The sequence below is a fragment of the Mesorhizobium sp. M0019 genome (assembly GCF_040323975.1).
Classification (GTDB): domain Bacteria; phylum Pseudomonadota; class Alphaproteobacteria; order Rhizobiales; family Rhizobiaceae; genus Mesorhizobium.
Genome location: NZ_JAMYVK010000008.1, coordinates 132,766 through 154,050, shown reverse-complemented (window position 1 = coordinate 154,050; position 21,285 = coordinate 132,766). Strand labels below are relative to the sequence as shown.

The following is a 21,285-nucleotide window of genomic DNA, read 5'->3' as shown; positions in this document are numbered from 1 at the left end:
GGAGCGGTTTCCACAATATATAAGTCGGCTAAATAAATGGAAAGGGCCGGTCGTCAGCGGCAGGTGCTGACAAAGCCGCTCCCCGACGGCAGCAACTGGCAAGTTGGCCTCATCTGCGGCACCTCCTGCCGTTGCGGTGTTGGGATTTGGCGATCCTGGGCACGGTACTGCTGTTGCTGCTGCTGGTATTGCTGCCGCCGCAGCCTGTTCTCCAACATCTGCAACTGGTCCTGCTGGATCAACACGTTGCGGTCGGCGGGACTGACGACCTGTGCCGATGCAGCAGGATTTACGCCCGACAGCATCGCCGCGGTCAGCATTGCCGACCCTAAAAACGTCAATAGACGAAGCCGTGACATCCATTCATTCCCGCACAAAACCGATCTTTCCTTAATATAGGGCTTTTGTCCGGCGACACCATGGCCGCCGCTGATTTGAAGCGGATTGGAAGAGGCATTTCGGCTTCGGATGCTCGTCGCGTCAATCGATTTCGCGCAGCCGGTATCCAACGCCGGTCTCGGTGGTGATATAGCGGGGCTGGTCGGGCGTTTTTTCGATCTTTTGCCTGATCTGCCGGACGTAGACTCTGAGATATTGAACGTCGGTGGAATCGCCCCAGACCTGCTTCAGCAGGAACTGGTGGGTGAGAACCTTGCCGGCGTGCTGCACCAAGGTGCGAAGAATGTCGTATTCCTTCGGCGAGAGCTTTATCTCCTTGTCCTCGACCTTGACGACGCGCTTCACCAGATCGACGGAGAGGTCGCCGGTTTGGAACACCGGTCTCTCACCCTGCTGCTGAAACTTGTGGCGAAGCGCTACGCGGATGCGTGCGACAAGCTCGTTCATACCGAACGGCTTGGTGACATAGTCGTCGGCGCCGAGTTCGAGGGCGGACACGATGCCGGCCTCATCAGTGCGGCTGGAAAGAATAACCACGGGAATGTCCAGGCCATCATCCCGCCATTTGCGCAGCAAATCATGGCCGCTCATGCCGGGGAGGCCGAGATCGAGCAGCACAAGGTCCGGCTTTTCCGTCTCGATGAGTTCAATCGCCGCCCTGGCGTTCGGCGCCTCGCTGATCGCATAGCCTTGGCTGCCAAGCCCGACGCGAAGCAGTTTCCGGATCGGCGGTTCGTCGTCGACCACCAATATCCTGACGTCCAGGCTCGTCATGCCAGATCGTCCATATTTTGATGGCCCGTCTCGGGTTCGCCGAGATTGGGCAGTTCCGCCGGCACCAGTTGCATCTTGATCGTGAAAACCGCCCCCGAGCGGTCGGACCTGTTTGCCGCCAAGAGCGTCCCGCCCATCGCTTCGATGAAGCCGCGGCAAATCGACAGGCCGAGCCCCGTGCCGGCACGCACCTGGTCACCCTTGCGCACACGGTAGAAAGTGTCGAAAACGCGCTCTAGATCCGCTGGCGGAATGCCTGGTCCCTCATCCATGATCTGCAGGATGACGAAGCCGTTGTCGGCCCAGGCTTGCAGGCGGATCGTCGAACCTGGCGGCGCGTATTTTGCAGCATTGTCGAGGAGGTTGAACAGCACCTGTTCGAACAGAACGGGGTCGACCCGCAACATCGGCAGATCCGATGGAATGTCGATCTCGGTCTTATGCTCGCCGACGAATTTGCGGGCCCGATACAGAGCTGAACCGACAATGTCGCCGAGATAGTGAAACGCATAGTTCGGCTCCATCGTGCCGGATTCGATCTTGGTCATATCGAGCAGATTGGCAATGAAGCGGTTAAGCCTCTCCGCTTCATCGAGCACGGTCGACAGCAGTTCCGTCCGGTCCTGCTCGGGAAGTGCGGCCTCGAAGTCCCTGAGTGTTCCGGCCGCGCCCATGATGGCGGCAAGTGGCGTCTTCAAATCGTGGGAAATGGAGGTGAGCAAGGCCGAGCGCAGACGGTCTGCCTCGGCCGCGAGCTTGGCCCGGTCAACATCGGCGACGAGCTGGATGCGCTCGATGGCGACCGCCGCCTGGTCGGCGAGCGCATCGAGCAGACGCTGCTGCTCGGGTGTCAGCAGCGGACCTTGCTTGTCGTTGTCGAGGCCGACAACGCCCACCGCCGTGCGTCCGGTCCGCAAGGGCAGATAGAGGCGCTTTGCTCCGGGCAGCGTGTCGGCGCCGCGCCCGGCGGCGCGGTTATGCTCCCAGGCCCAGCGGGCTGCTGCGATGTCGGCCTCGGCCAGCGTGTCGTCGGGTGGGTAGCCGGCTTTGACCGCAATTGTGCCGTTCTCCGGCAGAAGCAGCACCACGCGCAGCTTCAGCATCGAGGCGATCTGGAAGGCAGTCGCCCAGAGAACGTCATCAAGCGTCCCAGCGCCGGCGAGCTTCTTTGAGAAGAGATAAATATCTTCTGTGGCGCGTGCCCGCGAGCGCGCAGCGACCGCCTGACGCTGCACGCGCGCTGTTAGATTGCTGGCAATGACCGCAACAACCAGGAAGACAGCCAGCGCAACGATGCTCTCCGGATCCTCGATCGTCAGCGTGTAGCGTGGTTCCAGGAAGAAATAGTTGAAGGCAATGGCGCTGATGAGGCAGGCATACAAAGCCGGCCAGAGACCGCCGGTCACCGCCGACGTCAGGACCCCAATGAGAAAGATGATCGCCAGATTGCGGACGTCGAGAAACTGGTCGAGAAGAACGGCGAAGGCGAGCGAGCCAACAACATAGGCCGTGGCCCTGAGATAAGGCCAGATCTCGAACTGCCACTGCTCGTCCGCCGCCTTGACGGTCCTCGACGTCGCCTCGGCGTTGCGTTCGTTTCCCGAAATGACATGGACGCTGATGTCGCCGGCATTGCGGATGAGATCGTAAGTGAGCGAGCCTTCGATCAATTCCCGCCAGCGCGATCGGGTCGGCCTGCCGATCACGATATGGGTGAAGTTGTTCGCCGTCGCATGCCGAACGATGTCTTGCGCGACGTTCTGACCCGGAATGGTCGTCACCTCGGCACCGAGCTGCTCGGCAAGGCGCAGCTGCGTCGCCAGCCGATCCTTGTCCTCCTCGGGCATGGCCGCTGAATGAGGGGTATCGACATGAAGCGCCGTCCAAGGGGCGCGGAGCCGGTCGGCCAACCTCCGCGCATAGCGTACACGGGCCGCCCCGCCCGGACGCGCATCGACGCAGACGAGAACCCTTTCCCCCGCCGCCCAAGGCCCGGGTATCGCGTGGGCCTGCATGTGGGTCAGCAACTGCTCGTCGACCCGCTGGGCAGTGCGGCGGAGCGCCAATTCCCGGAGCGCCGTCAGATTGCCCGGCGAGAAATAGTTCTCGATGGCGCGCTGGGCGGTGCTGGGGATGTAGACCTTGCCTTCCTCAAGCCGTTTGATCAGATCGTCGGGGGTGAGGTCGATGATCTCGATGTCGTCGGCCTGGTCGATTATGGAGTCGGGGACAGTTTCCCGCACCCTGACGCGGGTGATCTGCGCCACGACATCGTTCAGGCTCTCGACGTGCTGGATATTCAGCGTCGTGTAGACATCGATGCCGTGCGTCAGGATTTCCTGGACGTCGAGATAGCGCTTGGGGTGACGGTTGCCGGCGACGTTGGTGTGGGCGAGTTCGTCGACCAGAACTAGCGCCGGGTGCCGGGCGAGGATGGCGTCGAGATTCATCTCCTCAAGGATCCGCCCCTTGTAATCGATCTCAAGGCGAGGAATGACCTCGTAGCCTTCGACCAGCGTCTGGGTTTCCTTGCGGCCGTGCGTCTCGACGATGCCGATCACCACGTCGACCCCGTCGGCCAGCCTGGCGCGGCCCGACATCAGCATCTCGTAGGTCTTGCCGACACCGGGGGCGGCGCCGAGAAATATCCTCAGGCGACCGCGCTCCTCCCGCTCGGCATGCTCGAGCAGCGCGTCGGGAGAGGGCCTGGTTTCGGCGGTGCGGCTGTCGTCTGGCATAAGGGTCAATCATGAACGGCGCCGGCTTCGGTGTCGATCCCGGCGCCGGTCCTTCACTGTTTCATCGCATCGTCCAGCGCAAGGTTGAGGGCCAGCACATTGACCACCGCCTCGCCGATGAATCCCAATTCGCGATCTTCGACATGGCTGTCGACAAGCGATTTGATCCTGGATTCATCGACGCCCCTGGCCTTGGCCACCCTGGCAACCTGAAAATAGGCCGCATCGGGGCTGATATGCGGATCGAGGCCGCTGCCGGACGTGGTGACCAGATTCATCGGTACCGGCTGGCTCGGGTTTTCGGCTCTCAGCTTTTCGGCGTCGCTCTTGATCCTGTCGATGAGCTTCGGGTTGGTCGGGCCGAGATTCGAGCCGCCCGAGGCGGCGGCATTGTAGCCGTCGCCGGCAGCCGACGGGCGGCCATGGAAGTAGCGGTCGCTTTCGAAAGCCTGGCCGATCAGCTCGGAACCGACGAGCTTGCCGTCCTTCTCGATCAGGCTGCCATTGGCCTGGCGCGAAAACAGCGCCTGGGCAATGCCGGTCATGCCGATCGGATAGACCAAACCCGTCAGAATGGTGAAGAAGACGATCATGACGATCGCGGGCCTGATTTGATTGAGCATCGACGAGGTTCCTTAGGCGAGACCGAGAGCGGTGATGGCCATGTCGATCATCTTGATGCCGACGAAGGGCACTACGACGCCGCCAAGGCCATAGACAATGAGATTGCGGCTGAGCAGCGCACCGGCGCCGACCGCGCGGTATTTGACGCCCCTCAGCGACAGCGGGATCAGCGCAATGATGATCAGCGCGTTGAAGATGATGGCCGAGAGGATAGCGCTCTGCGGCGTCGCCAGATGCATGACATTGAGCGCTTGCAGCGGCCCGGCGGTCTGGCCCGGGGCGATGTAGAAGACGGCGAATATTGCCGGGATGATGGCAAAATACTTGGCCACGTCGTTGGCGATGGAGAAGGTGGTCAGCGAGCCACGCGTCATCAGCAGCGCCTTGCCGATTTCGACGATCTCGATCAGCTTGGTCGGATCGCTGTCGAGATCGACCATGTTGCCGGCCTCGCGCGCCGCGACCGTGCCGGTGTTCATGGCAACGCCGACATCGGCCTGCGCAAGGGCCGGCGCATCGTTGGTGCCATCGCCGCACATCGCGACCAGTTTGCCTTTGGCCTGCTCGTCGCGGATCAGCTTCAACTTGTCCTCGGGCGTCGCCTGGGCAAGGAAGTCGTCGACGCCGGCTTCCGCCGCGATCGCCGCCGCGGTCATCGGATTATCGCCGGTGATCATCACCGTGCGGATGCCCATGCGGCGCAATTCGGCAAAGCGTTCTGCGATGCCGCCCTTGACGATGTCCTTCAGATGGACGACGCCGAGCAGGCGCCCGTCGCGCTCGACCGCGAGTGGAGTGCCACCCGATTTGGCGATCTCGTCGGCGATCGCCTGAAGGTCGCGGACGGTGTCGCTGCCGGGGCGCGTACTGCCTGTGGCAACGGTCGAGAGGTTGACGTGGGCAAGTACCGCATCGACTGCGCCCTTGCGGACCGAGGAGCCTTCCAGATCGACACCGCTCATGCGGGTTTGCGCGGTGAAGGGCACGAAAGTCGCGTGCAGGCTTGCCATGTCGCGGGCGCGGATGGCGTATTTTTCCTTCGCCAGGACGACGATCGAGCGGCCTTCCGGCGTTTCGTCGGCAAGCGAGGCAAGCTGAGCCGCGTCGGCCAGTTCCTGTTCGGTGACGCCCTTGACCGGACGAAATGCCGTCGCCTGACGGTTGCCCAGCGTGATGGTTCCGGTCTTGTCGAGCAGCAGCGTGTCGACATCGCCGGCCGCCTCGACGGCGCGGCCCGACATGGCGAGCACGTTGAAGCGCACCAGGCGGTCCATGCCGGCAATGCCGATAGCCGACAGCAGGGCGCCAATTGTGGTCGGGATCAGGGTAACGAACAGGGCGACCAGCACGGTCACCGAGATATAGCCGCCCGAATACGAGGCGAAGCTCGGGATCGTCGCCGTCGCCAGCACGAAGATCAGCGTCATGCCGACGAGCAGGATGTTGAGCGCGATCTCGTTGGGTGTCTTCTGGCGCTCGGCGCCCTCGACCAGCGAGATCATGCGGTCGAGGAACGTATGACCGGCAGCCGCAGTGATGCGCACGCGGATCCAGTCGGACAAGACCTGCGTGCCGCCGGTCACCGCCGAACGATCGCCTCCGGATTCGCGGATGACCGGTGCGGATTCGCCGGTGATGGCCGCCTCGTTGACCGACGCCACGCCTTCGACCACCTCGCCGTCCGAGGGGATGATGTCGCCGGCTTCGACAAGCACGATGTCGCCGACCTTCAGGCTGGTGCCGGGCACCAGTTTGAACTTGCTGCGGTCGCCACCGTTCAACAGCTTGGCCTGCGTCTCGGTTCGCGCCCGACGCAGCGAGTCAGCTTGCGCCTTGCCGCGGCCTTCGGCCACCGCTTCGGCGAAATTGGCGAAGAGCACGGTGAACCACAGCCAGATGATGATCTGCAGCGTGAAGCCAAGATCGCCGCCGCTGGTAACGAGATCCTTGACGAACAGCACGGTGGTGAGCGCCGAGACGACGGCGACGACGAACATCACCGGGTTTCGCATCAAGGTGCGCGGGTTCAGTTTTCTGAAGGAACCGCCGATAGCGGGCCACAGAATGCGGGTATCCATGATGCTCACGGATTTCGACGGGCTCATTTGGTAGCTCCAGTGTCGATGTTGTTGACCGGTCGATCGTGTGCCGAACGAAGGTGCGGCGGCCCGTAAGCCAGCAGCCAGATCATGATCAAGGCTGCCGCAATAGCGAGGAATGTGGACAGCGTCGGGAAAGGAGGGGGTGTTTTCTCCCCCTCCGGCTCGGGGCGATGCCGGACCTTTCGAGGTATGATCTTGAACCAGGGCATGGCCGTTTCAGAATGTCTGACCGTTGATCATCGCCAGGTGCTCGACGATCGGTCCGACCGCCAGGGCCGGGAAGAAGGTCAGGCCGCCGACGATCAGGATGACACCGGCCAGCAGCCCGACGAACAGCGGACCGTCGGTCGGGAAGGTGCCGGCGGAGGCAGGGACGGTCTTCTTCGCAACCAGCGAGCCAGCAATCGCCAACGCCGGAATAATGACCAGGAACCGGCCCATCAGCATGCCGATGCCGAGCGTTACGTTGTACCAGGGCGTGTTGCCGCTGAGGCCGCCAAAGGCGGAGCCATTGTTCGCCGCGGCCGAGGTGTAGGCATAGAGAACCTCGGAGAAGCCGTGCGGGCCGGCATTGGCGATGGAAGCAACGCCGGTCGGCAGCACCACCGCGATAGCGGTGAAGATCAGCATTGCAAGCGGCAGGCAGAGCACGGCCAGCATAGCCATCTTGACCTCCTTGGCCTCGATCTTCTTGCCGAGATATTCGGGCGTGCGTCCGACCATCAGCCCGGCGACGAAAACGGCAATGACGATGAACATCAGGATACCGTAGAAGCCGGCGCCGACGCCGCCGACAATGACCTCGCCGAGCTGCATGTTGATGATGGGGATCATGCCGCCGAGTGCGGTGAAGCTGTCATGCATGGCGTTGACCGCGCCGCAGGATGCGGCCGTCGTGATGACGGCAAACAGTGCCGACAGGGCGATGCCGAAGCGGCTCTCCTTGCCCTCCATGTTGCCGCCGTCGACGCCCAGCGCATGGACGAGCGGATTGCCGGCGGCTTCCGCCCAGTAGCAGACGGCAACGCCGGCGATGAACAGCACGCCCATAGCCGACAGAATTGCCCAGCCCTGGCGCTGGTTGCCTACCATGCGGCCGAAGACATTGGTCAACGCCGCGCCGAGGGCGAAGATCGTCACCATCTGGATCAGGTTGGAGATTGCATCGGGATTTTCGAAGGGATGCGCTGCATTGGCGTTGAAGAAACCGCCGCCATTGGTGCCGAGCATCTTGACGGCAACCTGGGAAGCGACCGGCCCGACCGCGATAGTCTGTTGCGCGCCTTCGAGCGTCGTCGCGTTGACGTAGGCAGCGAGCGTCTGCGGCATGCCGAGATAGACATAGACCAGAGTCAACACGATGCAAAAGGGCAAAAGCAGGTAGAGCGTGCCGCGGGTCATATCGACCCAGAAATTGCCGATCGATTTGCCTGAGGCCCTGGCAAAGCCGCGGATCAGTGCGACCGCAATGGCGATCCCGGTCGCCGCCGACAGAAAATTCTGCACGGTCAAGCCGGCCATCTGCACGAGATAGGACATCGTGCTTTCGCCGCCGTAGTTCTGCCAGTTGGTGTTGGTCATGAAGCTGGCGGCGGTGTTGAAGGCCAGCCCAGGTTCGACGGCGGTCATGCCGGCCGGATTGTAGGGCAGGCCGCCTTGCAGCCGTTGCAGCGAATAGAGCACCAGGAAGCCGGCCAGGTTAAAGAACAGCAGGGCCGCCGCATAGGAGGTCCAGTGCTGCTCCTCGCGCTCGCTGGTCCCTGATATGCGGTAGAGCCCGCGCTCGAGCGGGGCCAGAATTGACGACAGGAATGTGCGCTCGCCGCTGAAAACGCGATGCATGTAGCCGCCGAGCGGCTTGGCCAGCAGAACGACGATCCCGCAATAGACGAGGATCTGCAGCCATCCGTTGATTGTCATGGGGTTGGCTCCTTGCCAGCGGAGATCAGAAGCGTTCCGGGCGAACGAGGGCGTATGTCAGGTAGGCGAGAAGAAACAAGGTCACGGCGCCGCCGAGGATATAGTCGAAAAGCATGTTACGATCCCCTAAACTTACAGCTTGTCGCAAGCTTTGATGTAGCCGAAGCATAGAGCAAAGAACGCGATTCCAATCGCGACAACAACTATGTCCACCGCGCGTTTTCCTTATGTTGTATTTGTTTGTTTACTTTAACAAACTATCCAAACCCGTCGCCGCATCATATCGGCGGCTGGATACACCGCTCCTGTGAATATGGATCAAAGTGCCATAAAGGTTCGAGACGGGACGCGGAGCAAAGAAATCAAAATCCCATAAGGATTTCGCCGCCTCGGCGCTGGCCACAGCTTCAGGAGGGAGGTGCGCACCGGCGCGCGAAGCTGCCGGGGCTCAGTCCGCGCGGGTGTAGATCACCGCGTAGTCGTCCGCATAGGCCCGCTTCCAGCCCAGTTCGTCGAAGAACGGAATGCGGCTGTCGTCGGCGGTCAACAATGCCCAGCCTATCGTATATTTGTCGAGTTGGGCTTTCAGGATCGGCTTGCCCCGGCTGTGCCCCGTCTGCTCATCCGTTTCCGTAAAGCCATTCAGGAAGAGCTGATCCGCCCGGCCGTCGATAAACGTCTTGACGCCGTGGAAAATCAGCGTGCCGCCGAAATCGTAGGAGTTCAGCAGATTGCCCGACAGATTATGGGTTTGGGCAAAGGCCAGTGCGTCCCTCGCCGAGGTCTTCTGGCTCGGCGCGACCGGATAGGTCGTGAAGGCGGCAGCCGCCAAAACCAGCAAAACGGCAAGTCCAGCACAAATCCTGGAAAATTGCCGTGCGAAAAATTGTTCAAGTCCGTCGCGCTTTTCCGCCGCCCATTTCTCGGCTGAAAGCACTGGATATTGTTGCGCGACCTCGACGGCAAGGACCACCGGCACGAGAAGAAAGAACAGGTACATGAACCGTATGTGGGTGAGATAGACGTGCAACGTGAAGACAAGGAACAGCGCCTTGGCCCAGCCAATGCGCAATCTCGACACGAGCAGCCCGAAAAACGCCACCAGCAGGGCCACCTCCTGGGGGGTGTGCCGCGAGGCGTCGAAGGGTTGCCACTCCGCAATGTAAGGCACCGCCTCATTGCCATAGGCCACGGTGAATGTGGCGAGTATGGCCTTGACGCCATAGGGATTGAGCAGGCTGACCAGCGGGCAAAGCAGCCCGAAAGCGATCCACTTGGCCAGCAGCCGGGGGTTCGACAAGCGCGTGCGCATGACGAGATCGAGGCCGGCGAAGGCGGCGATGACGAAACCGAAGGTGAAGGTGGCATGGAGATTGGCCCACAGGCATAGCAGCGCCAGCAGCCATAAGGGCGGTGCTTTCTCGTTGCGTGCGGCCTGGAAAAGACCGGCGGTCCAGACGACGATGATGGGCAAGGTAAAGATGTGCGGCCGGGCGACATAGATTGGCCCGATCAAGAGCGCGAGAACCAGCGTCAGTCCTATCGCCAGCGTCGGCTTCAACCACGCGCCGAGATACCACGACGTCAAGAAGACCGTCAGCGCGATTACTGCAGTCGCCAGCAGCACCACGCCGTTCCAGCCGCCGGCTTCAAAGGCAATTGCAAGGAGAACCTGGCTAAGCCATTCCTTGGCGATCCATGGCTGGCCGGCAAAAGTGTAGGAATAGATGTCGACGGTAGGGAATGTGCAGCTTGCCAGCATATCCATGCCGACCTTGATGTGCCACCAGCTATCAGGATCCTGCAGGAGGGAGGTGGCAAAGGCGAGGAGCGCCGCCGCCATCACGACCGCCGCCAGCAGGCAAAACACCAGCCTCACACGCCGTATGTCGTCTATCGATGGCCTCGCCTCACCAGATATCCCGCGCATATGGCATCCCTGAGCCGCGATAGCGGAAGGGATAGGCCGAATTTGTTAGAAAACCGATAAGCTGCAGGATTGCGGCCACAACCCTGTGCCGCGCGTCCAATCGGCTCGGCGGCTTAGCCCTCGGCCTTGAAGTTCTTGGCTTCCTTCTCGACCTTCGGGTTGTCCTTGCCGTGCTTGCGCATCAGATCCTTCGCCTGCTTCGGCGAAACGTCGGTGGTTTCGGCCAGACGCAGAGCCTCCTTTTCGTCCGCATCGCGCGTCTTGCGGTCGGCCATTGTGGTTTTCTTGTCAGCCATTACGACGCTCTTATGCTTTCGGCGATTTCGTTCAGCACCTTGCGGTCGGTGCCGTGGCGCTTGATCAGCGTGCGTGCCTGATCCGGGGTGATGCCCGCTTCCTCGGCGAAGTGACGTACCTCGTAGTCTTCGCCGCCCGCCATTCGTGAGCGGTCGCGACTGTCGGTCTTGGTTTTGTCGTCGGCCATGGCAGCTCTCCTCATCTCGACGAGAGCATAACGGGCAAGATTTCAGCGAGTTCCTTCGAGCGTGTCGCCCAATTACCGCCTTCGGGCATGACCCGGCATGCGCGGCGGTTTGCTCAAAGCAGGGGCTTGGCGTCAGGCCGGCCTTCGCGCACAAATAGGCTGGCCTCTTTGGCGGCGCTGCCAACCGCCCGCCACTGCTCCTGGGCGCAGCCTGGTATTCGTTCCGGATTGCTAATGGGAGCGATGGTCGAACACGACGCCCATGGTCCTACCAACGGCCGTCATGACGATAAGCTCGACCAGATCGTCGTCACTGTTGCCGCAGGCCGGGGCCGTCCTGCGAACGATGTCCAGCATCGCCCTCGTCGATATGGTGTCGCCGGCACCGAACCGTGAAAGCGCAGATGAAACAAGCTCTTGGGCCGTCAAGTCGGCGACGGTCACCCTCTGCACCACGTTCATTGGCTTCCTCCCACCATGAACCCTCTCCCGGGAGAATGATACGCCGAACGTCGCGTTTCGCCAGCGAAATGGTGGTCCTACCAGCGCCTGGGCAGCGACCGAAATCGTCGGTTTTGCGGGAGGCAATCCGGGCGCGAGGCGGCAGCGCTTTTGTGCCATGCGACTTCGCCATAGACCCAATCCCGGCGGCCGGGATCGGTCTCAATTTTATTTACTGGCAGTCTGATGCTTGGCAGTGTGGTCTGCTCGGTTGCGGCCGAAGCCAGCGCAGCAAGAACCACGGTGCGGGCAGGACCGGGACGGTTCGTCGTTTCACGGAAAAGCCGAACCGGTCTGTCTTTTTGTTTGACGCAATTCCGGACGGAAAACCGTTCACACGTTTTCCTGGAATTGCTTGTCTTGTGACTCTAGGCGGCCAGGTCGCTCGGAAGCTTGCCGCCATTCTCGGCCAGCTTTTTCATCAGTGCGTCATGCAGCCACAGATTCATCGTTACAGTGTCGTTCATATCGCCGGTGTAGTTCAGCTCGTGGGCAAGCTCCTTGCGGGCGCCGAGGCTGCTGTCGATATTCAGAGCCTTCATCAGGTCGACGATCGAATTCTTCCAGTTGAGTTTCTGCCCCTTCGCGGCCACCGCCTTGTCGAGAATGGCAGCGATGTCCGGGGCAGAGGACGGCGCGGCCGGCGCGGCCGGAGCCGGGGTTGCAGCCGGGGCGGATCGGGTAGGCGCCGTCGGCTGGGTGGCCGTGCTCGAAGCAGGCGCGGGAGACGGTTGCGCCGGCGGCGCTTCGGCCGCAACCGCGTTTCCGAAAATCGCACCTTTGATACTGTCGAAAATGCCCATTGCTATCTCCTGTGTTGGCTCGACGGTGTGTTGCCTTGACGGTCGGTGGGGCGACCGTTGCCGAATGCCGCATTGAGCGCCCTGGTTGTACCGGACCACGAACGCAACGCAGGGGCAACTTAAAACTGGCTAAAAGGTAAAGGCTTGGTTGCATTGGGGAATCGGCTCAGTGATCCGGCCCGAGAGTAGAATAGGTCGGATCGCGGCCCGACAAATCGTCACGCGCTATGGGCGAGGGAACGGTCAGCAGCCAGTTTTGCTGACGCAGACCAGAAAAATCATCTAGATTCGTGTTCGCAATTCGCTGAGAGGAACGAAGCCATGACAGCAGTCGTCGCATCCGACAGGCTCGAACGTTCGCTGGTTTGGGCAGAGGACGATCCGTCGGTCAAATGGGCCGGCGCTTTCGCGGTTTACGGCGGGCACGGCACCACCCAGTCCTCGGTCATTGTCTACGAGATCGAGCCCGGCAAGCGGCTCGGCTGGCACAGCGACGCCACCGAAGAGACGCAATACATCATCGCCGGCACCGGCGAGCTGCACATCGAGGGCGGCAGCACCCACCCGGTCGGGCCCGGCAGCGTCCTGGTACTTCCGACGCCGGTCAGGCACGACCTCGTCAACACCGGCACCGAAACCCTGCGCGCCGTCGCTTTCTTTGCGGCGGCGATGTTCACGCAGACATTCGACGACGTCATGCTGCCGCCGAAATCCCATGTCCTCGGCACACCCAATCGTGCGGGCTGAATGCGTGCCGGCGAGAATCACCAGGCCTGCGGATTGCGGACTCGGAGCTGAGATGAGCGCGCGCGCGGCCGGCAACCGGTTCGGCGTCGTTACGCGCCTGCGTCACGGGCGGACCGGCTGATGGCGCCCGTCAAGGTCGACCCCGCCAAGGTGCGCGAGTTCAGGGATGCCGAAAGCTTCCATGCCTGGCTTGGCGAGCATCACGACAGCGAGGACGAAGTCTGGATCAAGATCCATAAGCTCGATTCGGGACTGCCGTCGATCACTCCGAAGCAAGCCATCGACGTGGCGTTGTGCTGGGGCTGGATCGATGCGGTGCGCAAGGCCTTGGACGGCAAAAGCTACCTGCAGCGCTACACCCCGCGCGGCAAGAAGAGCACCTGGAGCCAGATCAATGTCGACAATGTCGCCCGGCTGATCGAGGAGGGCCGGATGGCCGAGCACGGGCTGAGGCAGGTCGATGCGGCCAAGGCCGACGGCCGCTGGGCGCGCGCCTACAAGAGCGGCAAGGAGATGAAGATCCCCGACGACCTCCAGGCGGCAATAGACACCGAGCCCAGGGCGAAAGAGATGCTGGCAAAGCTCAGCGGGCAAAACCGCTTCGCGCTAGCCTTCCGCACCCACAACATGAAAACCGAAGCCGGACGCAAGAAGAAGATCGCGGCGTTCGTGGAGATGCTGAAGCGCGGCGAGACCATCTATCCGCAGGGCAGAAAGTGACATCTGACGAGGCGTGCCGGCGCTGCGTCTTGTACTTGTTCCTACCGGCGAGCCCCGAACGCGGCCGGATCGCTGCTCAAGCCCACCTTCGATCCTGGCGATGTCGCAGACGATTGTTTTCGGCGAGCGTCGCCTGCCATTCCGACACCATCTCTCATTCGTTTAATCGATGCACGAACAAAGCTCCGTCCCCACAGTCGCAATAAGTATATTAGCAGGCGCTGTTATGAGGTTTTTGCCCATTCAGGAGCCGACTGGCACGTGGGCCGTGCTTGATGCGACCGTGGATGTGCCTGCGGATTTCGCTGGCAGTTGCCTTATCGGCTTGCCGCGGGAGCGGGCGGAGTGGCTCGCAGCAAGAGCCAATCGAGATGCTGCAAAAGGCACTTCGATTGCCGGTTGTCAGCTGCCGGACCGGCACAAGCTGCGGTTCTTAGACTTAGACCGTTAGGAGAGATTTCGATGATGCACGAACAGGTAATGGAAGCTGCGTTGGCAGCCAGAAATCAGGAAGTGGATATTTGTGGTGTCTTCGACATCACCAACAAAACCGATGCGCCAATTGGCTCTCGCCGATTGGGCGAGGCTATCCACTTTGTCGCCAATGCACCTATCGTTGGCTATGATGTTCACGCCGCAGTCATCAGATATGGCCCACTTGGAACCCCCAGCCTCAGAGCAACAGATTGCGCACAGCTGTGGGAGAAGTTTGGCGAGGCCTTGCTGCAACACTGACGGGCAGACCTTTGGCGCGTATGGCACCACGATCGTGCAGGACACTTCGCTAGCGAGAACGACATGGAGCCTAGCCGGTAATGTTGCAATTAAATTAGCGTGAGTGCATATTTTTTGCTGGCTGGACTCGCAACCGGCCAAGCCCGGCGGCCGGCCGCCAACGGGCTGTCGGGCTGGCGACAAATGGTGCCGCAGGCCCGACGGTCCCTTGGCAAGATCGCCGGAACCACAGCATGATGCGGCGGCAAAAACGGGTTTGGGAGAATGACATGCCTAAGGTTTCGGAACTCTTTTTCAAGACAGCCATCATCTTTCTTATTCTGGGAATTGCAGCTGGCCTGCAGATGGCAATTTCAGGCGATCACGGCGCGTTTCCGGCTCACGCGCACATCAACCTGCTGGGCTGGGTCACCAGTGCAATATTCGGCGGCTATTATGCGCTGAACCCGGCGAAGGCTGCCCGCAGGAGCGCGATGATCCACTACGGCGTCTACAATCTCGGCTTGGTCGTGATGCTGCCGGCGCTTTACCTGATGCTGCAGGGAAATCCGGCGCTCGAGCCGATCGTCGCCACCGGCTCAATGATCGTCGCTGTCGCCGTGCTTATCTTTGCCTTCGTGGTTTTCTCCGCCGAAACAGAGCGCTCAGTCTCGGGGATACAAGCGGTCCCGCGCTAGACGGGGCGGCGATGGTGCCGAGTCGACCAAGCCCGCGCTTCTGGTGAAGCGCGGGCCGATTGGTTGTAGGCTGATCTGAGGTAAGGGTGCGGCGAAGATGAAAGCCGCTCCGTAGCCTTCGCGCCCCCTCTGCCTGCCCCAAGATACCTGCACCGCAGCGGCAGTAGCCGTCCAGTGTCCCTTTAGGCTGGCGAACCGGTGAGATTCAACTGGCGGAGAGAGCGGGATTCGAACCCGCGTTACGGTTTCCCGTAAACACACTTTCCAGGCGTGCGCCTTCAACCACTCGGCCACCTCTCCGTCCTTTTAGCATTTTCGACGCGGCCGGTTTCGCCGCGCGGGTTGGGGAGATGCATCTCCTTTGGGATTCCGGCCGGAATTCCGGCCGTGGGCGCCGTCAACCAGCGGATACCCTTTCCCCGCACCCGAGCCGTCAAAGCAACAGGCGCGGGGCTCATCTAGTCGATCCGGTGCCGAATGCCAAGACATAACGGCAGTCTATTCGCTTTGCCGGATAGGGATGCTCAGCCCATGTTATCGGAGCACCCGTTGGGAGCCTATCGAAACGATCCGCGGAGGTGTGCTTGCCGTCCGGCGCGCCACCGGTTCCGGCGAACCGGCGGTCGCGGGTTCAACTTCACGTGTCGCGATTGCGGATAAAGCGCGCAGGTCCTATTTAACAGTCCGACACGACATTCTGATAAACTCCTGGGGAGGAAGGGTCCGGATGTTCCGCTTCGTCTTTCGTTTCGCTGCAATGGTCGCGCTTTCGGTTTCGGTCATCATGGCCGTGCTCGATGCGACCCGCTCGGTGGCGGCTTCGGCGCTGGTGATGACCCCGCTCAACGCCAGCTGGCTCGCTGTCTCGCCGGATACGCGCAGCGCCTTCGAAAGCTTCGTCCGCGATAAGATCAACCCGCTGCTGTGGGACGGTGCCATCGCCTGGGTGCTCAGTCAGCCCGGCTTTGCCGTGTTCGCGGTGCTGGCGTTCATTCTTTATGCCATCGGTTACAGGCGGCAGCGCCCCAGCGGGCGGTTCGCCGCAACCTGACATTTCCAGCCTGACCCGGTGTTCCCGTACCAGGAAGGCTCAACCAAGAAGAAAAGGAAGCCACACATGTTTCTCAGCGACATGCTGAACAAGAAGCTCAACCTGCCGAAACCCTCCGAGGCGTTGCCCGGCCGCGACCGGCCGATCCCGACGGCATCGAAGCACTTTGTCTCGAACAGGCCGCTCAAGGGTCCTTATCCCGAAGGGATGGAAACGGCGATGTTCGGGCTGGGCTGCTTCTGGGGCGCCGAGCGCCTGTTCTGGCAAGTCGAGGGCGTCTGGGTCACGGCGGCCGGCTATGCCGGCGGCGTCACGCCCAACCCGACCTATCAGGAAACCTGCACGGGGCTCACCGGCCATGCCGAAGTCGTGCTCGTCGTCTACGACCCCAAGATCGTGTCCTATGCCGAGCTCTTGAAGCTGTTCTGGGAAAGCCACGACCCGACGCAAGGCATGCGCCAGGGCAATGATGTCGGCACCACCTACCGCTCGGCGATCTATACGTTCAACGACGCGCAGTACCAGGCGGCGCTCGCCTCGCGCGATGCCTACGAGGGTTCGCTGCGCGGCGCCGGACGCGGCAAGATCACCACGGAGATCGCGCCGGCGCCGGAATTCTACTTCGCCGAGGAAGACCACCAGCAATATCTGGCGAAGAACCCCTACGGCTATTGCGGCCTGCAGGGAACCGGCGTCTCCTGCGCCATTCCGGCCGCCGTCTCCGCCTGATTTTATGCCCCTGACGCAAGGAATATGCTGTGGCGCCGCGATGCGGCGCCATGCTTTTCCAAAGGGTCAAAATTCCACGTGAATTTTGTTTCGGGCCGTGCCAGATTGACCCGAAGCGGGAGGAAGACACTCCTGCCCGACGCCGTATGCCTGCCGGAGAACCGGGCCGGCATGCGGTGCATAATGGACAAATAACCGACAGGGGTGTGGATCACATGAAACGTATCGTTCTCGGCCTTATGGCCGCAGCTGCAATGGTTCTTCCGGCCTTCGCCGCGGACATTCAACCCGCGATCCTCTATGATCTCGGCGGCAAGTTCGACAAATCGTTCAACGAGGCGTCGTTCAACGGCGCTGAAAAGTTCAAGACCGAGACCGGCATCCCCTATGTGGAATTCGAGGTCAGCAACGCCACCCAGCGCGAGCAGGCGCTACGCCGTTTCGCCGAGGACGGTCGCAACCCCATCGTCATGGCGGGCTTCTCGTGGGCTGACGCGCTTGACAAGATCGCCACCGAGTTCCCCGACACCAAATTCGCCATCATCGACATGGTCGTCGACAAGCCCAATGTCCGCTCGCTGGTCTATAAGGAGCAGGAAGGCTCCTACCTCGTCGGCGTGATGGCGGCGATGGCTTCCAAGACCAAGAAGGTCGGCTTCGTCGGCGGCATGGACATTCCGCTGATCCGCAGGTTCGGCTGCGGCTATGTCGGCGGCGCAAAGGCGGCCGGCGCCACCGACGTCATCCAGAACATGACCGGCGATACGCCGGCAGCCTGGAACGATCCGGCCAAGGGCGGCGAGATCGCCAAGACGCAGATCGACCAGGGCGCCGACGTGGTCTACGCGGCGGCAGGCGGCACCGGTGTCGGCGTGCTGCAGGCAGCGGCCGACGCCGGCAAGCTCGGCATCGGCGTCGATTCCAACCAGAACGGCCTGCAGCCCGGCAAGGTGCTGACCTCCATGGTCAAGCGCGTCGACGTTGCCGTCTACAACACCTTCATGGATGCCAAGGACGGCAAATTCACGGCCGGCGTTAACGATCTCGGCCTCAAGGAAGGCGGCGTCGACTACGCCATGGACGACAACAACAAGGCGCTTGTCGACGATGCAATGAAGGCGGCGGTCGAAAAAGCCAAGGCCGACATCATCGCCGGCACCATCAAGGTGCACGACTATATGTCGGACAATGCCTGCCCGTATTGATCGATTGCCGTTATTGATCGACTGGTACTGCTGAACTGACGAGCCGCCGGGTGAAAGCCCGGCGGTTTTGTCTTGTCGGCCCGCCTCACCAGTGCGGCGGCTTTGTCACCGGCACGTCGGGTGCGGCCTGTTCCTCCAGCGCCAGGAAGCGCTCGGTCAGCGCGTCGAGCTTGCGCTGCATGCGCTCGATCACCTTCCACTGCTCGGCGATCTGGCCGGACAGTTCCTCGATGGTCTTCTCCTGCTCGGCGGCGCGGATTTCCAGCGTCGTCAGCCGGTCCTCGGGCATGGTCATTTGAAATCCTCGATCAGGCGATTGTGCAGGCTGCGGCCACGTTGGAAATTGACAAGCATGGCGGGATTTGTCGAGAGTGAACCCTGCTCCGGCCAATTGGTACGGACCCAATTGGCACAGACTGGGCGTCATGCTAGGCGTTTGACCAAGCGGTAAAAAAATAACAGTGGGAACAGGCTGCATGGCGCAAGCCGCAATCGAGCTGATCGGCATCGACAAGAGCTTTGGCGCCGTGCGCGCCAACCGCGACATCAATCTGGAGATTATGCGCGGCACTATCCATGGCATCGTCGGCGAAAACGGCGCCGGCAAGTCGACGCTGATGTCGATCCTCTATGGTTTCTACCAGGCCGATTCCGGCGAGATCCGTGTCGGCGGCCAGCCGGCATCGATCAAGACGCCGAACGATGCGATCGCGCTCGGCATCGGCATGGTGCATCAGCATTTCATGCTGGTCGACAATTTCTCGGTGCTGGAAAACGTCATTCTCGGCGCCGAAAGCGATGCGCTGCTGAAGAAGAGCATCGCCAAGGCGCGTTCCGAGCTGGAGCGGCTCGAGCGCGAATACGGGCTCGAAGTCGATCCCGACGCCATCATCGAGGAGTTGCCGGTCGGCCTGCAGCAACGCGTCGAAATCCTCAAGGCGCTCTATCGCGGCGCCGAGATCCTGATCCTCGACGAGCCGACAGGCGTGCTGACGCCGGCCGAGGCCGACCATCTGTTCCGCATCCTCAGGCAGCTGAAGGAGCAGGGCAAGACGATCGTGCTGATCACCCACAAGCTGCGCGAGATCATGGCGATCACCGACACCGTCTCGGTGATGCGCCAGGGCACGATGGTGGCGACCAGGGAGACCAAGAAGACCACGGTCGAGGAACTGGCCGAGCTGATGGTCGGCCGGCGCGTGCTGCTGCGCGTCGAGAAGGGCGAGGCGAAGGCCGGCGGCGTCAAGCTCGCGGTCAAGAACCTGACGGTCAAGGATTCCCGCGGCGTCACCATGGTCGACGACGTCTCCTTCGACGTCCATGCCGGCGAGATCGTCGGCATTGCCGGCGTCGCCGGCAACGGGCAGTCCGAATTGCTCGAGGCGATTTCCGGCATCAGGCATGCCGTTTCGGGCTCGGTCATGCTCGACTGCAAGCCGATCGACCTCACCGGCGCCGCCGACCCTGGCGAGCTGCGCGAGCGCGGCCTTGCCCATGTGCCGGAGGACCGCCATCATGTCGGGCTGGTGCTGGCCTTCGAGGAGAACGAGAATTCGATCCTCGGTTATCAGGACGACGAGCGCTATCTGAAGGGGCCGTTCCTTGACATCGATGCCATCCGTAACGATGCCCGGGACAAGATCGTCAAATATGACATCCGCCCGGCGGACTGCCGCCTCAAGACCGCCAATTTCTCCGGCGGCAACCAGCAGAAGATCGTGCTGGCGCGGGAAATGGAACAAGATCCCGGCGTGTTGATCGTCGGCCAGCCGACACGCGGCGTCGATGTCGGCGCCATCGAATTCATCCACAAGCGCCTCATCGCCATGCGCGACCAGGGCAAGGCGGTGCTGGTGGTTTCGGTCGAGCTCGACGAGATCCGCTCGCTGTCCGACCGCATCCTGGTGATGTTTGCCGGCCGCATCGTCGGCGAACGCGGCCCCGACGCGACCGAGGGCGAGCTCGGCCTGCTGATGGCCGGCGTCGAGCAGCGCGAGGCGGCGGAATGAGCACTCCCTATGCCAAGCTGCCGGCCTGGGCCGATTACGTGCTGATCCCGCTGATCAACCTGTTCGTCGCCTTCGTCGTTGCCGGCTTCGTCGTCATATTGGTTGGCGAGAACCCACTGCGCGCAGCCGTCGTCCTGGTCGAGGGTGCCTTCGGCCGCGGCCAAGGCATTGCGTTCACGCTTTTCTATGCCACCACCTTCATCTTCAGCGGGCTTTCGGTGGCGGTTGCGGCGCATTGCGGCCTATTCAACATCGGTGGCGAGGGCCAGGGCTATATCGCCGGTCTCGGCATTGGCATTGTTTGCCTGGCCTTCGACAGCGTGCTGCCTTGGTGGCTGACCTTCCCGATCGCCATTATCGCCGCCGCGGCGATGGGCGCGCTGTGGGCGCTGATCCCGGCCTATCTGCAGGCCAAGCGCGGCTCGCACATCGTCATCACCACCATCATGTTCAATTTCATCGCCGCCAGCGTCATGGTCCGTGCGCTGGTCGGGTACTTGAAGCCCCCCGCCTCGATGGCACCGCAGACGCGCACCTTCCTCGAAGGCGCGCAACTGCCGAAGCTCAACTGGGTCATCGAGTTGTTCGGCGCCAAAATCCGTTCGGCGCCATTCAACGTCAGTTCCCTGCTGGCGCTAGCCATGGCCTTCCTGGTGTGGGTGCTGATCTGGCGCACCAAGCTCGGCTACGAGATGCGCACCTATGGCCACAGCCCGAAAGCGGCGCGCTATGCCGGCATTTCGGAGATCCGCATCATCATTATCGCGATGATGATCTCGGGCGCGCTAGCCGGCATGATGGCGCTCAACCCGACGATGGGCGACCAGCACAATGTCGCACTCGAATTCGTTTCGGGCGCCGGTTTCGTCGGCATCGCGGTGGCGCTGATGGGCCGCCTGCATCCGGTCGGCATCGTCATGGCGGCAATATTGTTCGGCATGCTCTACCAGGGCGGCGCCGAACTCGCCTTCGAGATGCCGGCGATCAGCCGCGACATGATCGTCATCATCCAGGGCCTGGTCATCCTGTTCGCCGGTGCGCTCGAGCATATGTTCCGGCCCTATGTCCAGGCGCTGTTCGCCTCGCTCAGCCCGAGATCGGTCGGCATGGAAGCGGTCAAGGGGAAGGGCGCCTGAG

22 protein-coding genes and 1 tRNA gene are annotated in these 21,285 nt (G+C 61.9%); 9 read left to right on the top strand and 14 right to left on the bottom strand.

The features are described from left to right. Positions 1–53: 53 nt before the first annotated feature. The 12 genes from NKK47_RS09015 to NKK47_RS08960 all read right to left on the bottom strand — a co-directional run bounded on the left by NKK47_RS09015 (position 54) and on the right by NKK47_RS08960 (position 12,275). Complete coding sequence (locus NKK47_RS09015) at positions 54–509, bottom strand: hypothetical protein (RefSeq protein WP_352568207.1); 456 nt, start codon at positions 507–509, stop codon at positions 54–56. Next, complete coding sequence (locus NKK47_RS09010) at positions 481–1,173, bottom strand: response regulator transcription factor (RefSeq protein WP_352454001.1); 693 nt, start codon at positions 1,171–1,173, stop codon at positions 481–483. The genes NKK47_RS09015 and NKK47_RS09010 overlap by 29 nt, the downstream gene beginning before the upstream one ends. Next, the gene (locus tag NKK47_RS09005; protein ID WP_352576218.1) at positions 1,170–3,911 is read right to left on the bottom strand and encodes a DUF4118 domain-containing protein; all 2,742 of its coding nucleotides are present in this window, start codon (positions 3,909–3,911) and stop codon (positions 1,170–1,172) included. Before NKK47_RS09005 ends, NKK47_RS09010 begins: the two co-directional genes overlap by 4 nt. A 53-nt stretch (positions 3,912–3,964) precedes the next feature. Further along, positions 3,965–4,534, bottom strand: a complete 570-nt coding sequence (gene kdpC / locus NKK47_RS09000) for a potassium-transporting ATPase subunit KdpC (protein WP_023675296.1) — start codon at positions 4,532–4,534, stop codon at positions 3,965–3,967. A 12-nt stretch (positions 4,535–4,546) separates the two neighbouring features. Then, complete coding sequence (kdpB, locus tag NKK47_RS08995) at positions 4,547–6,640, bottom strand: potassium-transporting ATPase subunit KdpB (protein WP_352465925.1); 2,094 nt, start codon at positions 6,638–6,640, stop codon at positions 4,547–4,549. Between the two features lie 213 nt (positions 6,641–6,853). Further along, positions 6,854–8,557 carry a potassium-transporting ATPase subunit KdpA gene (kdpA, locus tag NKK47_RS08990; protein WP_352576216.1) on the bottom strand — a complete coding sequence of 568 codons (1,704 nt, stop codon included), beginning with the start codon at positions 8,555–8,557 and terminating at the stop codon, positions 6,854–6,856. 25 nt (positions 8,558–8,582) lie between these two features. Continuing rightward, positions 8,583–8,672 (bottom strand): K(+)-transporting ATPase subunit F, encoded by a 90-nt coding sequence (locus NKK47_RS08985; RefSeq protein ID WP_023675300.1) that lies wholly within the window; start codon positions 8,670–8,672, stop codon positions 8,583–8,585. A gap of 333 nt (positions 8,673–9,005) precedes the next feature. After that, positions 9,006–10,487, bottom strand: coding sequence for a hypothetical protein (locus tag NKK47_RS08980; protein WP_352576214.1), 1,482 nt, complete (start codon positions 10,485–10,487; stop codon positions 9,006–9,008). Between the two features lie 113 nt (positions 10,488–10,600). After that, positions 10,601–10,783: a hypothetical protein gene (locus tag NKK47_RS08975; protein ID WP_352568201.1), complete on the bottom strand. Its 183-nt coding sequence runs from the start codon at positions 10,781–10,783 to the stop codon at positions 10,601–10,603. Beyond that, a complete protein-coding gene (locus tag NKK47_RS08970; protein WP_023675302.1) occupies positions 10,783–10,971 on the bottom strand; it encodes a DUF3606 domain-containing protein in 189 nt (62 codons plus the stop codon). Before NKK47_RS08970 ends, NKK47_RS08975 begins: the two co-directional genes overlap by 1 nt. 231 nt (positions 10,972–11,202) lie before the next feature. Beyond that, positions 11,203–11,433, bottom strand: coding sequence for a hypothetical protein (locus tag NKK47_RS08965; protein ID WP_023675303.1), 231 nt, complete (start codon positions 11,431–11,433; stop codon positions 11,203–11,205). A gap of 407 nt (positions 11,434–11,840) precedes the next feature. Then, positions 11,841–12,275 (bottom strand): DUF3597 domain-containing protein, encoded by a 435-nt coding sequence (locus NKK47_RS08960; protein WP_023675304.1) that lies wholly within the window; start codon positions 12,273–12,275, stop codon positions 11,841–11,843. A 321-nt stretch (positions 12,276–12,596) separates the two neighbouring features. On the opposite strand from NKK47_RS08960, the gene NKK47_RS08955 reads away from it, so the two are divergent. The 4 genes from NKK47_RS08955 to NKK47_RS08940 all read left to right on the top strand — a co-directional run bounded on the left by NKK47_RS08955 (position 12,597) and on the right by NKK47_RS08940 (position 15,154). Continuing rightward, a complete protein-coding gene (locus NKK47_RS08955; protein WP_023675305.1) occupies positions 12,597–13,022 on the top strand; it encodes a cupin domain-containing protein in 426 nt (141 codons plus the stop codon). Positions 13,023–13,142: 120 nt separating this feature from the next. Next, complete coding sequence (locus NKK47_RS08950) at positions 13,143–13,742, top strand: YdeI/OmpD-associated family protein (RefSeq protein ID WP_352576212.1); 600 nt, start codon at positions 13,143–13,145, stop codon at positions 13,740–13,742. Positions 13,743–14,204: 462 nt separating this feature from the next. Continuing rightward, on the top strand, positions 14,205–14,477 hold the full coding sequence (locus tag NKK47_RS08945) for a hypothetical protein (RefSeq protein ID WP_292657364.1): 273 nt from the start codon (positions 14,205–14,207) through the stop codon (positions 14,475–14,477). A gap of 269 nt (positions 14,478–14,746) precedes the next feature. Next, positions 14,747–15,154 carry a hypothetical protein gene (locus NKK47_RS08940; RefSeq protein ID WP_023675307.1) on the top strand — a complete coding sequence of 136 codons (408 nt, stop codon included), beginning with the start codon at positions 14,747–14,749 and terminating at the stop codon, positions 15,152–15,154. A 210-nt stretch (positions 15,155–15,364) separates the two neighbouring features. Here the strand turns inward: NKK47_RS08940 and NKK47_RS08935 are convergent. Next, positions 15,365–15,454: transfer RNA gene (locus NKK47_RS08935), tRNA-Ser, on the bottom strand. Positions 15,455–15,881: 427 nt separating this feature from the next. Here NKK47_RS08935 and NKK47_RS08930 point away from each other — a divergent pair. From NKK47_RS08930 to NKK47_RS08920, 3 genes are all read left to right on the top strand, one after another. Beyond that, a complete protein-coding gene (locus NKK47_RS08930) occupies positions 15,882–16,205 on the top strand; it encodes a hypothetical protein (protein ID WP_352568196.1) in 324 nt (107 codons plus the stop codon). A 66-nt stretch (positions 16,206–16,271) separates the two neighbouring features. Continuing rightward, positions 16,272–16,934 carry a peptide-methionine (S)-S-oxide reductase MsrA gene (gene msrA, locus NKK47_RS08925; protein WP_352568194.1) on the top strand — a complete coding sequence of 221 codons (663 nt, stop codon included), beginning with the start codon at positions 16,272–16,274 and terminating at the stop codon, positions 16,932–16,934. A 215-nt stretch (positions 16,935–17,149) separates the two neighbouring features. Next, the gene (locus NKK47_RS08920; RefSeq protein WP_023675310.1) at positions 17,150–18,139 is read left to right on the top strand and encodes a BMP family lipoprotein; all 990 of its coding nucleotides are present in this window, start codon (positions 17,150–17,152) and stop codon (positions 18,137–18,139) included. Between the two features lie 85 nt (positions 18,140–18,224). Here NKK47_RS08920 and NKK47_RS08915 read toward each other — a convergent pair whose 3' ends face one another. Then, a complete protein-coding gene (locus tag NKK47_RS08915) occupies positions 18,225–18,434 on the bottom strand; it encodes a SlyX family protein (protein WP_352568193.1) in 210 nt (69 codons plus the stop codon). Positions 18,435–18,615: 181 nt separating this feature from the next. On the opposite strand from NKK47_RS08915, the gene NKK47_RS08910 reads away from it, so the two are divergent. Together NKK47_RS08910 and NKK47_RS08905 are read left to right on the top strand one after the other, a co-directional pair. After that, entirely contained in the window at positions 18,616–20,148 is a 1,533-nt protein-coding gene (locus NKK47_RS08910) for an ABC transporter ATP-binding protein (RefSeq protein WP_352576210.1), read from the top strand. After that, positions 20,145–21,284: an ABC transporter permease gene (locus tag NKK47_RS08905; protein ID WP_352576208.1), complete on the top strand. Its 1,140-nt coding sequence runs from the start codon at positions 20,145–20,147 to the stop codon at positions 21,282–21,284. Before NKK47_RS08910 ends, NKK47_RS08905 begins: the two co-directional genes overlap by 4 nt. Position 21,285 lies beyond the last annotated feature (1 nt).